Origin of the sequence: Polycladidibacter hongkongensis (assembly GCF_001561995.1) — a bacterium.
In the GTDB taxonomy this organism is placed as follows: domain Bacteria; phylum Pseudomonadota; class Alphaproteobacteria; order Rhizobiales; family Stappiaceae; genus Pseudovibrio; species Pseudovibrio hongkongensis.
On the sequence record NZ_LLWC01000038.1, the window covers coordinates 38,169 to 52,581 of the forward strand.

A 14,413-nucleotide genomic window follows, 5' to 3' on the forward strand; every position below is an offset into this window, starting at 1 on the left:
GTAGCTCAAGCCCTATGTTCTCTAAAATTTATATATGGTCAAGAAAATTTAAATACAAAATGAATGGTGCGTTCACAATAATTCTATGCTATTTGGTGCAACGGGTTTGACGGATCTGTTAAAACCCCGATAGTGAAAGAGAGTTAGTAAAGCAGGATCCCACAGGATATGAGTGAAGTAGCAACTAAATACCGTGCTCCAGCCCTCGAAAGGGGCCTTGATATAATCGAGTTGCTTGCTAGCCAGGATGAACCGCTTTCAAAAAAAGAAATTGCAGAGAAGTTAGACCGCTCTATCAATGAGCTGTTTCGGATGCTAACGATCCTCTCCGCGCGCGGATACCTTCAAGTAGATGAAACTGGGCGATTTGGTTTGTCGCTAAAGACGTTTGAGCTCTCCAACCAACATCCGCCGGTGGAGCGCTTGCTCCAAGCCGCCAATGAGCAAATGATGGCCTTGGCGGCCGCCAGTTTCCAGTCCTGTCATTTGTCGGTGCTGCAGGGTCGTGAGATGCTGGTGATAGCGAAGCAAGATAGCCCCTATAAAATGGGGTTCTCACTTCGATTGTCTGCGCGCATTGATATTCATGGTTCAGGCTCTGGTGTCACCATGCTTGCCTACTTACCGGAAGAGAAGCGTATTCTCCTACTGGATCAACTTGATGTAACGCCTTTGGAGCGCAATACAATTTTGCAGCAAGTGAAATCAGTGCTTGAGAGCGGCTACTTTATTGGCGAGAGCCCTCAGGTTCTTGGGGTAACAAACATTACCTATCCTGTGTTTAATGCGAGAAGTATAGTTGAAGCGGTCATCACCGTTCCCTTCCTCACTCTGAATTCTGATAGTCTGCACCATCAGGTGACCAGTTTTGAGGATACGCGCATAGAAACAGCGCGGACTGCAAAACAATTAACACAAGCGATTGGCGGCCGCTTTCCATCGGACTATCCGCACGATTTGGCATGGGATGGCTTGGACTAAAGCGGACAATTTAGTGACCAGTTCTCAAATAGGGCCTTGAGCTGATCCCTGTTGGTTCCCTGAGCATGGATAATGTGCTGGGCCATGGAAAAGACAGCGACATTGTCGCTTTGATTTTCAAGGCGCTGGTACACTTCTTCTGCGCTGGCCGGAAGTGTGCGGAATTCTGTTGAGGCATTGTCGACATTGAAGATTTCTACGACAGGCACAAACGTCCAACGTTCTATTCTCGCTCTCCGCTCAATTTTTCGATAGAGGTTTTCAGACTGTTTGGGCTGTAAAAGCCCTGCCCCTACCCCATCCTGTCCAAAAACAGTACGAATTCCGGTATTGGCGACGAACTGGCTAATTGCATGCACCACTTCTTTTGGGCGCTCACCGAGGTTTGTGTAACCACTAGCGGCAACAGGGTAATCACCATTGCTGTTCAGCATTTGCCGTGTAATGCGAAAATAGGATTCTAAACGCAGTCTTGTTTGCTTGCTAAGCAGCATTGCCGCATCTATTTCGTCGGGTATGTACCATCCAGCTATTGTTGTAGGCGAAATCTCTTGTTCGTAAAGCAGGCGCTGGATGCTCGCGGTTATCTGGAAGTTGTCGACGAGCCGCTGGTTGATGTAGTTCTTGGCATCCGGGCCGTTAATTCCTCGTATAAAGTGTGGATCGTAGCGAAGTCCAAGCCAAATTTTGGTACCGGTTCGCTCTGCCGCCTTCAGCGCCGCAACGAGCCATTTAGGTGCGTGGTAACGTTCGTTTTTAGAGTGACCCCAGTGCACCCATTGCAGCACGAGCCTTTTTACACCCATATTGTTGTGGGCGCGCATCTCGTTGTTCCAAAAGATTGGATCGGAAGAGTAGGTATCAAGCCAAGGTTGGATGAAGCTGGTTTTTACGGGCGAGCATGTGTTTGCAGCGACAGCTAGGCCAGTCTTGCCGTCTTCCGTTTTTGGCAAGCTGATCGCCCCCGCAAAAATCATAGCGGCAGCGAACGCCACTTTAAAAGCTTGCTTGTAGTCCAAAAAGAATGCGTTCTTCTGTTGACCCATCTGAACTCGTCACCTCGTGTCCAGCTCGGCCGTAAAGCTCTACTTGCACGTGGTCCCCATAGTATTCCGTTGACCAGCCTTGCCATTTAAATGACGCGCCAGCTCCTACCTCAACTGCGTATTGCGGTGTACCATCCGCCCAGTTTGAGCTTCCTATGGAGTAAACATAAGGGGACAAGATTGTCTTATCTCCTATGTTAAAAGTGTAACCAATTCGGCCATCACCATAAGCCAATGTGTTGGCTTCATTTTCTAAAAACTGTGCAACTTCAACGTAAAGACTGTAATAAGGCTGCCCTGTTGTAGACTGAATGCCCTTTGCGGTTTTGGTGTACAAAGGCAGGAAATCGTTACCTTTTGTGTAGGACCACATAATGCGGCCAAGCCAATTGTCCTGCGTATTGTCGCCTACACCAAAAAACCTCTCTAGCCCCAGTTTTAGATTATGTCGCTCAAACGGTTTGAACCGTACCCCCAAGATAGCTTGTGTACTATCATCGTCTGGTGTGAGGCTTGCCGCCTCGTTGTTCCATTGAAACCTAGTAATAAATTCAAAAACTTGACCATTTCGGTACCCAATGATCGGTGGTCGCCAACCCGCTTCGATTGAACCAAATGGGCTGGAGCTAGCGATGCCTAGCACAGAACCGACGTTTTGCGTTTCATCGGAAACGGGAGACACGGAATTGGAAGCCAAGACCCAGAATGGGTAGTCTATGATTTTTAGTTGCCGCTGGATGCGCCGCTTTTTGTCTTCCTCGACAAGGTCGAGGTGGCGCTTGTTCAACCCTTGAACGACTATTTTGAACTGCTGCGAAGCGCGCTTGTTTTGGTAGGTCTTGAGCAGTTGGTAAGCTAGGTCTTCGTGTACGGCTGGCTGGTTAGGCCTTAGCGCCAAGGACTCATCAAAACGCTCAATTGCGGCGTGGGCGTCTTCGCGGGCAATTGCGAGATAGCCTCCAAGCGACAGCAAATTTGCATCATGCAGGTCTCTGGTAGGTAGGCTTTGAAATAACTGCTCGGCCTTGTCCAGCTCACCTAAACTCATCGTAATATAAATCTGAGAATATCGCAGATTTAACCCTGTGCTGGCGGGGAAGTCACCGCTTGCTGGCAAACCATTTAATATGCTGAGCGCTTGTTGGAGGTTGCTCAGGGCTTCCTCACGCAGTTTCGTGATCTTTCTGTTGAGTGCCGGCTCTGCTGCGCCTTGCTTTGCAAGAGTTTCAGCTTGGTCGCCTAGAATTTGCGCTCGTAAGCTGTAGTGGACGACCTGCTGATTGAGGGACAGCGTGTTTGGATTTAACCGCTTTAGAAGCTTGAGCGCGGCGGCTTTGTTACCACCTTGCATTTCCCTAGACGCAAGTTCGAGGCCGGCAGCAGGAACCTTATGAGCGTAAAATGCAAGCGCAAGCCAACGCTTGACAGCAACGGGATGGGCAGCCTTTGCATAGGTATAGGCAGTTTGTAGTGCCGCTTCTCCAGATGGCGCTGTCTTGTACAAATCCTCAAGTTGTTTTGCCGCCGCGAGAAAGTTTCCCACTTTGATGTGTGCATCAACGGTGGCTCGAAGGATGTTGATGGGATCCTCCTTCGGAATTGTTGCGGGCTGCGTTGGGCACTCAAACTGTTTTATCGCATCAATTTGCCCCCCAAGTTCGTCCAGAGCCGCGCAGCGATAGACCCCTGCCAAGGGTTTAAACTCCTCTGGAAACGGGGCGAGGAGCAGCTGCATTGCTTCGCCAGAGCGATCCATCACCAATAGCATAGCGGCTGCCTCGAGGCGGGCTTCCGGCCTTTGCTCTAATCGAAGGCTGGCCTTATAAACGCTAAGTGCCTCTTGCTCGTGGTTCTGTCCTTTGAGCGACCTTGCCAAAAACAGCAGCGACTCAGCGCGCGCTTCGGCGTTCTTTCCTTTCCTTGACACAAGTTGTAGCCATTCCCTCCCTTCCTGATGGGCCCGGTTGGCTTTCAAAAGAGTAAGATAGGCGGGTGTAATAGCTGCCGGATCCTGCGATAAGTTCCAGTCGTAGAGATACATGGCGAAGCCTCGGTTAAGGTCACCCATCTGGATGAGAAGGGTGCCAAAGCCGAAATAGAGCTGAGATAAAGCGCGCTTCTCGTCTGCATTCAGTGTTTGTGACGGTGCGATATCGAGTGCGTTCTGATAGTATTTAAGCGCATCCGTCGGGCGGGAATCTATGCGGTATATTTCCGCGAGTTCCTTTAGTGTCTGCCATTTGCGAACCAAAAGATCTGATTGCCGGAAGGAAACAAGCGCATTTGACAGGTCGCCCGTCGAGCGACTGATTTTTCCAAGGCGATAAAGGAAATCGGCCCAGATTTGAGGATCCTTTTTCAGTTGCTCAGGCGTGGCGCGCGCTCTGTACTCGACAAGAAGCTGGGAGGCGAGCACTTCGAAGTTTCGTTCTGCAGCAACATTGGCAAGTAGCAGGACGCTTTGCGGGCTGTCGCCTCGTTTGGTAAGTGCGCGTCCTGCTTGTGCGGCAAGCGCTTCTCTGGGGGTGTTCCATAGCAGATCGACTACCGCAGTGAGATAGTTGGTCACTTGTTGTGTGGGGGCTCCTTCGAAATCTAACAGGGTCCCCTCTTCCGAAAGTAAGGCAGTTTGAGCAGCCTGTTCCTGTTCTGCGTTTCTTAAAGCGTAAGCCAGTTGTACGCGCTCATCTAGACTCATCCGTGCAAGTGGTGCGCGTTGCAGTGCTTCTATCAGTTGCCTGCTTTGCCCGGCAGCAGTGGCGCTCCCAACCAATAAACGAGTAAACGTCCTGCGCTGAACAGCATCTACGGCATGCCCCGCAAAGAGCTGAGCTTTCCATGCGGAGAATAGGTTTTCATAGGCTTCATCATTGTTGTTGCTTTCAATCTGGGCGATTGCACGGTTAATAACCAGCGCACGTTTTTTGTCTGGAGCTTCGATAAGTGACGATAGGGAGTTCCATTCGCTGATCGCCGCTTGGGTTCTGTTAAAATTGGCAAGCAGGTCGGCTCGAATCAGCCGTTCTTCCGGTGTGGCGACGCCAAGCTCGCGTAGTTGGTTTAGTGCGTTCAGGGCCTCTTCCTTGTCATCAATTTGCAGGGCTGCTTGTGCACCAGAGGCAAGTGCGGCTGCTTTGTCCGCTTCAGTTAGGTTGCCATAAAGTAGAGCGGAATTATAATGCCGCAACGCTAGCGCCCAATCTCCACGAGATGATGCAAGGTTTCCCTTGATAAGATAGGCAGGGCTAAACTCGAGATAATAGGAAAGAAGATCATCAAGGGATTCTTCTGCCACAGTGCCCCGTCCCTCGCTGATCAAGACCAGCGCCTTCTGCCATAACGCAAACAAGTTTTCTGGATCGACAGCGAGCAGTCGGTTCAGCTCTTCAATGGCTTTGTCTGATTGACCTGCATTTAAATATCGATAAGCCAGATCTAGAATTGGGAAGCTGCGAAATTCACGCCAAGTTTCGCTGAGGTATGAATGCTGGCGGAGCCAATCCGCTAATAACTTCTGATAGTACGCCGAGCGCTGTGCTTGTGCTTGCTCAGGATCATTCGGGCGAGGGTCCGCATGTGGAGGCGCGCTAACAGGCTTATGGGCCTGTGTTTCTGGAATTGGGAGTGAGGACTGTTGGCTAAACGCAGTACTAATTAAACTCAACACGATCACTCCACCGAGGTAGAGAGGTCGTAGAAGTTTTTGCATGAGCTTACGTTTGCGCCTCCTTGTCGTTCAACTCTCCTTCAAAGTCGTGGGTTGTTTTGTCCCAGCCTATCGTCTCGCCTGTTCGCTTGTGACGAAGCCAAATGCGGGTCGCTCTGATCATGGCGACGTAATTAATCAGTATCGCGAGGAAGTAGCGCACAACAATCAATGGGAGGTAGCGTTTGCCATAGTGGAACCATGTAAAAATGGAGCGTTGCACTAGGCGATGCAAAAGAAGAAAGAGGTTAAACCAGATCACAATCCATAGAGGATGATCTTCCCGCAATAACGGAGGAACCTGATAGGCAAACGGATCAAGGGCGGAGTATATCCAAAGACCTAGATAGAGAAGGATAGCAAAATATCCGATTAGTATCGCATGAGAAAAGAAGATCATCTTTCTATCACGCCAAAAGAAATAGCGTTGCGCCCACGTGCCCTTCCAGCCAAGTTGTGACCAACCTTGAAAAGCGATCCCAATTGTCCAGCGCGTTTTTTGGCGAACGCTGGCCCAGAATCTGTTCGGAAATAGCTCTTGTGTTGCCGCGTATTTAGTGGTTCTTCCCGGTACTTTGGACGTGAGCCATAGCATATGGTGCCGGATGCCATGGGAGTGCATGCGCATTGAAAAGTCATAGTCTTCGGTTAACGAGGAGGTGTTAAACACGGTGCCGAATTGCTCGCGCGCTATGATAATTGCACGCCTGCTAAAGCAGGTTCCAACCCCTGCCCCTGATACTGTATGACTTAAATATTCGCGGACGACAGCTTCCTTGCTGTGGAACTCAGCAAATTCGTCCATGTAATGGCAGCCTACGATATCGCGACGGCGTCTTGGTAAGGAAAGAACCGGCACTTGAATAACATCGTAGTTCTCTAGCGCCGCGTTGCAAATATGGAGCAGGCGTGGATTAAGGACATCTTCTGCGTCCTGCATAACGACGCCTTTGAAAACAATAGCATGCTCTGTTTCGAATGCGATGATTGCTGACAGAATCTGGTTTACACAATCGGCTTTGCAGGTTGGCCCGGGATGCGATGTCGTAACAACGTGGATGCGATGGTCTTTTTCTTTTAGTCTATTGGCAGCTGCAATTGTTTCCGGGTCATTTGGATAGACGCCCAAAAAAACATGATAGCTTGGATAATCAAGCGTTTCCATCATGTTAGTTACTGCTGGCACAAGGATATTGGCTTCATCCCACGCAGGCAACATTATTGCCATTGGCGATATTGGGGGACTGCCAGTTGCCTTTAACAATTGATCTTCGGTTCGTTTCGCAGCGACTCCGGTATCCTTATTTACTTTTAGATAAAAGAGACCATCAATAAATAGATCATCAACACCCGAGGCGAAGAAGACATATGCAGCAAATAGAAATGCGCTTTGTGACACTAGGAAAATAATCACTAATAGATCTGTTAGAAGCAAGTTTGTCTCCACATCAAATAAATATATAAAATAAAATCATAAAACAGATGGAAAATCAGCATTTAAAGAGAAATATACTTGATGTACCACAATTTAATTTTCTAGATTGTAATTAAAGACTATAGAGAAACACATATGTATAAATATTAATTGATAAATATAACAAGGAGATCTAGATTTTTCTAAAAGATGATTTAAGGGTGGTGTGCATTGACTTTAGGTTTTTCAAATCAGCAATACGCTGGCACTGAACTAAGCTACGGCAATTTCGTAGGACAACGTTTTGAAAGTTGTCAGCTGTCAACTGAACAGATTGAAGACGCCGATTTACGGGATTCTGTTTGGTTAGATTGCGACCTGACCAACTCGAGTTTTGTTGGCTGTGATTTTAGAGGATCACGTTTTGAGAACTGCTCATTCTATTCAGGGGAGAAGCGTGCGGGGGCAATATTCAAAGGATCAATGCTGCAAAATGCGGAGTTTAAATCATGTCAGATGCAATTAGTATGCTTTGAGCGTTGTGAATTGTTCAATGTGCGCATGTCTCAATGTCGTGCGCAAGGACTTCGACTTCTCTCTAGTTCTTTTGCAACACGTCGGGGCAGCGGACTAACAAACGCTTTATGCATAGAAGATTGCGATCTCGCTTACGCTGATCTTTCTGGCTTGGACCTTTCAGGCTGTTCGTTTGCTAGCTGCAAACTAATCGAAGCATCGATTAGCTCTTCCAATTTGAATGGTGCTGCTCTTCGTGATTGCGATGTAACAAACGTGGATTTTATGCGCTCCGATTTGTCAAATGCAGATCTGACTGGCAGCCAGCTTGCTGGTCTAAATTTACTTCAACTTGCAGGATACAAGGGCCTCAAAATATCGCATGATCAGCAGCATTGGTTACTGAGCGCGATCGGCCTGCACGTGAATTGAAGTCGATAAGAATGGCTTTTGATTATCTATCAGACCAGACTGCCAGTTCATTTCCGGTTGGATCGTAAAAGTGAAAGCGGCGCCCTCCTGGAAAGCTGAATGTCTCCTTTGCTATACTGCCACCATGCACCAATATGCACTCCAGTGTTTCTTGCAGATCCTTGCTGTAGAAGACAATAAGCGCGGCACCGTTAGCGCTATCGCTGGTCTTGGTAGAGCGATAGAACCCGCCTTCTCGCTCTCCTGCTTTGAAGGCGATATAATCTTCCCCGTAGGAAGTGAACTTCCATTGAAATACACAAGAGTAAAACTCTCTGACGAGTTCCAAGTCCTTTGCCGGCAGTTCAAGATAGTCAATCGGCCACTTCATTCATAAATCTCCAATATTAAATGGTCGTGATCGCTGATGCTTAATGCTCAATTATGAGCGCTTGCTCTATTGCGCTTTTTGCTAGTCATTCAACTCTAGAGTAGATACTTCCTGCAAAAGTGAGATAAGAAGCTGGGACTTCTCCTGCCCCAGTTTATCGCGAAGTCTTGCGATGACCCGATGATTTTCTGCTGCATACTTTTCGATGAGGGAAGAACCCAGAGGGGTAATGGAGAATAGAAATCGTCTTTTATCTGTCGCATGTGGGTGACGATCAATATAGCACAGAGTTTCAAGGTGCTTGAGAATTCTTGTCAGACTTGGGAGTAATAGGCAGGATTGCTCCGCTATCTCACTTGGTTCTAACACACCACCTTCCTTGAGAACTCGCAGAACACGCCACTGTTGTTCTGTAACGCCTGCGCGCTGAAGAACTGGACGTATTTCGACCATCAGCTTTTCACGGGCTCTAAGGAGTGCAATTGGAAGCGAACGAGAGGTTGCTTCGATCGCGGTAAACACGTCTCGCTCCTCTTCTAAATCGGTTACACTGGTCATCTTCATCAATTACTTATGAAGAATGTAGATGGCACTAGCAAGTTCTACCAATCGATAATGTGTAGATATCTAGGAGTCGCGATTCAATTCGCTTTTCATGAATTTGCCCGTGCCCCCTATGTCAAATCCTTAAAAATTCTAGCTAAGAATTTTCTAGTACTGAATTGCTGTACCTTATCATCATAGTATTTCACAATTTCGTTAAGAATATAACCTGCGCGTAGCTTCTGTCCGGCGCGCTGCTTCTTACGCTGCAAACTAGGGCTTCCCATGTGCTAGCTTGAAAGGAACTATATTAAATGATGCCTAGAGTTTCAGTATTTGGTCTCGGTAAACTAGGGGCACCGATGCTGGCGGTTTTTGCAAGCAAGGGCTTCGAGGTTATCGGTGTTGATAAGAATGAGCGCTTTGTCGATTTGATTAATCAGGGGATTTCACCAGTAGAGGAACCTCAACTTCAAGAACTAATATCAGTAAACAGTGAGCGTATTGAAGCGACAATCGACACGCGCGCTGCGGTTTTGGATAGTGATATTAGCTTTATAATTGTCCCTACGCCTAGTGGTGTAGATGGTCTGTTTTGTAACGACTTTGTACTGGCAGCGATTGAAGAAATTGGAAGTGCGCTACGAGCCAAAGACAGCTATCACTTGGTTGTAGTCACCTCCACAGTAATGCCAGGTTCAACCGGCGGCGAAATTAGAGAAAAATTAGAAGCAGCTTCTGGTCGTCTCGTCGGTGATGGCATTGGCCTTTGCTACAATCCAGAATTTATAGCACTTGGTTCTGTTGTACGGGACATGTTGCGTCCGGACATGATTCTCATTGGGGAGTCCGACCACAAAGCTGGGGCTATGTTAGCGGAGCTATATCGCAGCACCACAGAAAGCAATCCTGAGTTTCATCGCATGAACTTCGTGAACGCCGAGCTCTGCAAGATTTCCGTGAATACATTTGTGACCACAAAAATATCATATGCAAATATGATCGCAGAATTCTGCGAGAGGCTTGATGGTGCGGACGTAGATACAGTTACGCATGCGTTGGGCGCAGACACGAGAATCGGAAAAAAGTATTTGAAGGGTGCCGTCGCCTATGGCGGACCTTGCTTCCCAAGAGACAATAGAGCGTTCACCGCGCTCGGAGAGAAGCTTGGGGCTAATACGGCATTGGCGGAAGCTACTGATAAAATAAACTCTTACCAAACCGAGCGTCTCCTAGCGCAGATACTTCTTGCGCTTGATAGTCGTTCCGATCGGGTGAGCATATTGGGCCTATCATACAAACCAAATACTCCGGTGACGGAATGTAGTCAGGGCCTTGAACTGGTCAGGCGCTTGAGCAAACTCAACGTTAATGTGTCTGTGAGTGATCCGGTTGCATTACAAAACGCGGACACAATTCTACCTAATGGAGTGCAAGCGCACGCGACTATAAAAGAGACGATTTGTGGAAGCGCTGTTGTTGTGATTTGCACCGCATGGAAAGACTACGCTTCGCTTCCCTTGTTGATTACCGAGTTGGCCCCAAGCGACCGGCCTCGCTTCGTTATTGATCCTTGGAGGTGTACTGGAGTAGCTCAGCAGATAATCAACTCGAGCGACTACGAGGCTGCGAAACCTATTGAAACCGCTTAGTTACAATTCATTTGCCCGGAGTTAACATGAATAATTCAATACATGAAGATGACGAAGTCTTGGAACGTGTCGTGGACTATTGGAACGCTCGCCCGTGCAATATACGCCATTCAACCGCTCCGATTGGTACCAGAGAGTACTTTGATCAAGTGGAGGCTAGGAAGTACTTTGTAGAACCACACATTCCCAGATTTGCCGAGTTTGAATGTTGGAAGGGTAAACGGGTTTTGGAGGTGGGGTGCGGGATCGGCACGGATGCGGTCAATTTTTCACGCGCGGGCGCGATTTACACCGGGGTCGATATATCTAGCGAGTCACTCAAGCTTGCCAGAAAGCGGTTCGATGTATTCAATCTTGACGGAAGGTTTGTCGAAGCGAACGCAGAATGTTTGGAGACCCATTTTGAAGAAGATGAGTTTGACCTAGTCTATTCCTTTGGCGTTCTTCATCATACTCCTTCACCCCCAAGAGCAATTCAATCTATTAGAAAAGTTATTAATAGACGGGGCAGCTTCAAGTTGATGCTGTATGCCAAAAACAGCTGGAAGGCATCTATGATTGCGGCTGGTTTAGATCAGCCTGAGGCTCAATTCGGCTGCCCTATTGCTTTCACCTACAACCGCGAAGAACTTTCATCTTTACTCGAACCAGATTTCCATATTTCTAACGCTCGGCAGGATCATATATTTCCATTTAAAGTGGATGAGTATGTAAATTACAACTATGTCCGCGAAGACTGGTTTGAAGCGATGCCTAGTATTGTATTTAAGGCGCTTGAAGAGCAGCTAGGGTGGCATTACTTAATTGATGCGACTCCAAGTTAACGAACTTATGTCAGTTGGTTGACAGCTGTCAACCAACTGACGCTTTAGAAACGCGCTTGCAAACGAAATCCATTGATGAACCAAAGCGCATTCATAGCGAACAAAATTCAGTGTCTTTTGTAGTTGCAACCCGAAAAACTGGCACGGTTAAATAGGGCAACGCGGTGTAACCCGACGCTAAAACCCCTTTTCCCGACAAAAGTAATCCGCGACCTGACGTCGCATTATCTTGAATAGAGACCCACTATAGAATGAAAAATGTTTTGAGAAGTGCAAAAAAATTCATTCGGTGACTGCTAAAGTGGTAGGCGCTGTGATATTGCACAATCCAATTAGCATTTATTGGGTGGGAAATATGCAAATACAACTTCGAACAAATTGGTTCAAGGTGCTGCTTGTGTGGGTCGCTGGAGTGGGCGCGGCCATGCAATACGCAAAAATCTCCGTTTCATTCCCACATCTTGCAGAAACATATAGCAGCTACGGTACAACGGTTAGCTTCCTAATTTCGATTGTTGGGCTTGGTGGCGTGGTTTTCGGAGCGGCGGCAAGCCATTTCGCCACAAAGCACGGCCTAAAGAGAGCGCTCATATCTGCGTTATTCTTTGGAGCGGTATTGTCAGTAGCACAGTCCTTTCTGCCGTCTTTTTTGCCGATGCTCGCACTTAGAATTGCCGAAGGAATGTCACACCTATTAATTATTGTATCGGCACCAACAATTATTGCCAGCTTGTGTGAAGAAAGACATCGCTCAATTGCAATGGCCTTATGGGGAACATTCTTTGGAATAGGATTTGCAATAGCCGGTGCAGTAAGTTCGCCTGTTATCGACATGGGCGGCGTACCAATGCTGCTAACACTACACGCGCTGTGGCTAGTCATTATCGCGGTTCTGTGTCAGGCTTTACTGCCGCTTTCCAAAGGCGCCGAGCATGAGGAAAAACGTGTTTCATGGGCGAACTTTCATCGAGAGATATACGCAGACTATCGCAACTTGCTGCCAGCGTTTAGTTTCTTTTGTCATACATCGCTATATGTAGCGTTGTTAACATTCTTGCCAAGCTTTGTTTCAAAGGACACCGCTCTTCTGATGGCCGCTGCCTTGCCAGTTGTCACCATACTCGCGACAATATCTGCTGGTGTATTATGCCAATGGTTGTCACCAATCAGCTTGACGCTCCTTGCATTTTTAACCATGTGTGTTGGTGCAATCTCAATAATTTTTGCGCCACACGCTTTGCTGGCTTCGCTAATCTACGTGATTATGTTTGCATCGGGAATGATCCAAGGGACATGTTTTATAATGGTCCCGTTTTTAACCAGAAAACCGGAGGATCAGGCTAGGACGAACGGCGCTATGGCACAGCTTGGCAATCTCGGCGCAACGATTGGAGCGCCAGTGTTTGCGTTTTCACTTGCTAGTTTTGGGAAAACTGGAGTAGGCGCGTTGGCTGCATCTATATGTTGCTGTGGAGCTGGTTTGCTGGTTATTGCACTAATGCGGTGGAAAAGCCGTGAGGATGATAGCCCCCAATACTCTACTCGTCAGCGCGTGACTTATTAAAGATCTGGTGTCGTTCAAGACACCGGTTGATGTGTAGCGCGGTTAAATTGGAGTTGAACAAAAAACACTCTGCAAAATCAGGAGGCTGACATGACTGCTGCAATTCATATCTCTGGCCAAAGGTTCCATTCTCATATTGGCTCCAATGAAATTCGCGATATTCGTCAGTCAACTGATCGTGAGCATATTGGTAACGCAGCCACGCGCCTGTGGGATCGAATTACTGATTGGTTTTGTGGAACGCACAAAGTTGAGGCTAAAAAGCTAATCTTTGATATGTGCACGCACAAAACAACAGAGACACGCAAAGAAGCGGCGTTTGTCAAATTGCAAGAACTGGTTTCACCTGGGTTTCAGAGGAATTTTGTAGAGCGCGAAGATCAATTGCACAGATCGTTGGCGATATACGATGGTCAAACCAAGCTTTATGAAATGCGGCAGGATGTAAACTATGTTTCATTAAGTTGCTCAAACTTGGGTAATGGGGCGATAGAAAACACGAGTGACCACGAAGAGAGTACATTGGACTCGATGATTAGAGCCGCCGTGAAAGAGCTTGCTGTTCGTGGCCGAAACCTTGCAACGGAGCAATTTCAAAAGGATTTCGAACGTCGCGCCGAACTCACATATCAACTTGACGATAGCCCCGTGACAGACATAGGTTCCTACTTTGAAGCTGCTATCTCTGATGAACAAAGGACAGTTGTTTTTGCTCTTTGTAATCAGAGTATTTTCCCAGTCGTAACAGGGCCAATTGCTTGTGCTACAGATTTAAAGGAGCTGAACTACAAGGTTTATCCTAATGCTGATGGCAAGGGAAATATGGAAGTCGAGATCTACTATGAGCACGACTTAGCTTTTGAGTTTGAACGTGAACGCTTCACTGACCAGACTATGGGCGATCCTGAAGAGCGTTTCCATATTCTTTTGGAGCAAACGAAAGCGATGCCTGAAGTTCAAAAAAAGTTCATTGGCTGTGAAGTGCATTTTACAGTGAGTGCGTCTGGTGAGTTTATGGAGGCGGGGGCAACGTGCCGGAGCAAAGCGGTGTAATTGTTGCGCTTAATACGGTAGTCTCCCTGTATTTGATCGAGTTTGCAAGTAGAGATATTGTTGCCTCATATTGAGGACTGAATTTATGAAGAAATCTCGTTTCAGCGATGGGCAAATCATCGCAATTTTGAAGCAGGGGGAAAGCGGCATTCCGGTTGCGCAGCTTTGCCGCGAGCATGGCATGAGCGCGGCGAGTTTTTATAAGTGGCGTTCCAAGTATAGGGGCTTGGATGCGCCGATGATCTCGCAGATGAAGTCTACCGAGGACGAACTTCGCCGTTTCAAGAAGATGTATGCCGAGCTGTCGCTGCA

12 protein-coding genes are annotated in these 14,413 nt (G+C 47.5%); 7 read left to right on the forward strand and 5 right to left on the reverse strand.

The genetic code is table 11. The features are described from left to right. Positions 1-168 precede the first annotated feature (168 nt). Positions 169-981: an IclR family transcriptional regulator gene (locus AYK82_RS17560; RefSeq protein WP_068319084.1), complete on the forward strand. Its 813-nt coding sequence runs from the start codon at positions 169-171 to the stop codon at positions 979-981. Here the strand turns inward: AYK82_RS17560 and AYK82_RS17565 are convergent. From AYK82_RS17565 to AYK82_RS17575, 3 genes are read right to left on the reverse strand one after another with little or no spacing between them, the layout of a single operon-like run. Next, positions 978-2,027, reverse strand: coding sequence for a DUF4434 domain-containing protein (locus AYK82_RS17565; protein WP_068319085.1), 1,050 nt, complete (start codon positions 2,025-2,027; stop codon positions 978-980). The two genes, AYK82_RS17560 and AYK82_RS17565, sit on opposite strands and share 4 nt — an antisense overlap. Further along, positions 1,978-5,691 (reverse strand): NfrA family protein, encoded by a 3,714-nt coding sequence (locus AYK82_RS17570; protein WP_172795275.1) that lies wholly within the window; start codon positions 5,689-5,691, stop codon positions 1,978-1,980. Before AYK82_RS17570 ends, AYK82_RS17565 begins: the two co-directional genes overlap by 50 nt. 49 nt (positions 5,692-5,740) lie before the next feature. Continuing rightward, positions 5,741-7,168 carry a glycosyltransferase gene (locus tag AYK82_RS17575; protein WP_172795276.1) on the reverse strand — a complete coding sequence of 476 codons (1,428 nt, stop codon included), beginning with the start codon at positions 7,166-7,168 and terminating at the stop codon, positions 5,741-5,743. A gap of 210 nt (positions 7,169-7,378) precedes the next feature. Here AYK82_RS17575 and AYK82_RS17870 point away from each other — a divergent pair, with 210 nt between their 5' ends. Beyond that, positions 7,379-8,095 (forward strand): pentapeptide repeat-containing protein, encoded by a 717-nt coding sequence (locus AYK82_RS17870; protein ID WP_082734032.1) that lies wholly within the window; start codon positions 7,379-7,381, stop codon positions 8,093-8,095. Between the two features lie 22 nt (positions 8,096-8,117). On the opposite strand, the gene AYK82_RS17585 is transcribed toward AYK82_RS17870, so the two are convergent. Further along, positions 8,118-8,465 (reverse strand): VOC family protein, encoded by a 348-nt coding sequence (locus tag AYK82_RS17585; RefSeq protein ID WP_068319100.1) that lies wholly within the window; start codon positions 8,463-8,465, stop codon positions 8,118-8,120. 81 nt (positions 8,466-8,546) lie between these two features. Next, on the reverse strand, positions 8,547-9,029 hold the full coding sequence (gene hpaR, locus AYK82_RS17590) for a homoprotocatechuate degradation operon regulator HpaR (RefSeq protein WP_082734033.1): 483 nt from the start codon (positions 9,027-9,029) through the stop codon (positions 8,547-8,549). Positions 9,030-9,322: 293 nt separating this feature from the next. Between hpaR and AYK82_RS17595 the strand changes: the two genes are divergently transcribed. The 5 genes from AYK82_RS17595 to tnpA all read left to right on the forward strand — a co-directional run. Then, on the forward strand, positions 9,323-10,660 hold the full coding sequence (locus tag AYK82_RS17595; protein ID WP_068319112.1) for a UDP-glucose dehydrogenase family protein: 1,338 nt from the start codon (positions 9,323-9,325) through the stop codon (positions 10,658-10,660). 26 nt (positions 10,661-10,686) lie between these two features. Continuing rightward, positions 10,687-11,484, forward strand: coding sequence for a class I SAM-dependent methyltransferase (locus tag AYK82_RS17600; protein WP_082734034.1), 798 nt, complete (start codon positions 10,687-10,689; stop codon positions 11,482-11,484). A gap of 355 nt (positions 11,485-11,839) precedes the next feature. After that, positions 11,840-13,048, forward strand: a complete 1,209-nt coding sequence (locus tag AYK82_RS17605; protein ID WP_156453424.1) for an MFS transporter — start codon at positions 11,840-11,842, stop codon at positions 13,046-13,048. Positions 13,049-13,138: 90 nt separating this feature from the next. Beyond that, positions 13,139-14,101 carry an SGNH/GDSL hydrolase family protein gene (locus AYK82_RS17610; RefSeq protein ID WP_068319118.1) on the forward strand — a complete coding sequence of 321 codons (963 nt, stop codon included), beginning with the start codon at positions 13,139-13,141 and terminating at the stop codon, positions 14,099-14,101. An 85-nt stretch (positions 14,102-14,186) separates the two neighbouring features. Then, a partial coding sequence (gene tnpA / locus AYK82_RS17615; RefSeq protein WP_156453425.1) for an IS66 family insertion sequence element accessory protein TnpA occupies positions 14,187-14,413 on the forward strand: 227 nt, incomplete at its 3' end.

Excerpts from the sequence above, each read along its gene's own strand:
- AYK82_RS17560 (WP_068319084.1), top strand. The coding sequence starts at position 169 with ATGAGTGAAGTAGCAACTAAATACCGTGCTCCAGCCCTCGAAAGGGGC.
- AYK82_RS17565 (WP_068319085.1), bottom strand. The coding sequence starts at position 2,027 with ATGGGTCAACAGAAGAACGCATTCTTTTTGGACTACAAGCAAGCTTTT.
- AYK82_RS17585 (WP_068319100.1), bottom strand. The coding sequence starts at position 8,465 with ATGAAGTGGCCGATTGACTATCTTGAACTGCCGGCAAAGGACTTGGAA.
- hpaR (WP_082734033.1), bottom strand. The coding sequence starts at position 9,029 with ATGAAGATGACCAGTGTAACCGATTTAGAAGAGGAGCGAGACGTGTTT.
- AYK82_RS17595 (WP_068319112.1), top strand. The coding sequence starts at position 9,323 with ATGATGCCTAGAGTTTCAGTATTTGGTCTCGGTAAACTAGGGGCACCG.
- AYK82_RS17600 (WP_082734034.1), top strand. The coding sequence starts at position 10,687 with ATGAATAATTCAATACATGAAGATGACGAAGTCTTGGAACGTGTCGTG.
- AYK82_RS17605 (WP_156453424.1), top strand. The coding sequence starts at position 11,840 with ATGCAAATACAACTTCGAACAAATTGGTTCAAGGTGCTGCTTGTGTGG.
- AYK82_RS17610 (WP_068319118.1), top strand. The coding sequence starts at position 13,139 with ATGACTGCTGCAATTCATATCTCTGGCCAAAGGTTCCATTCTCATATT.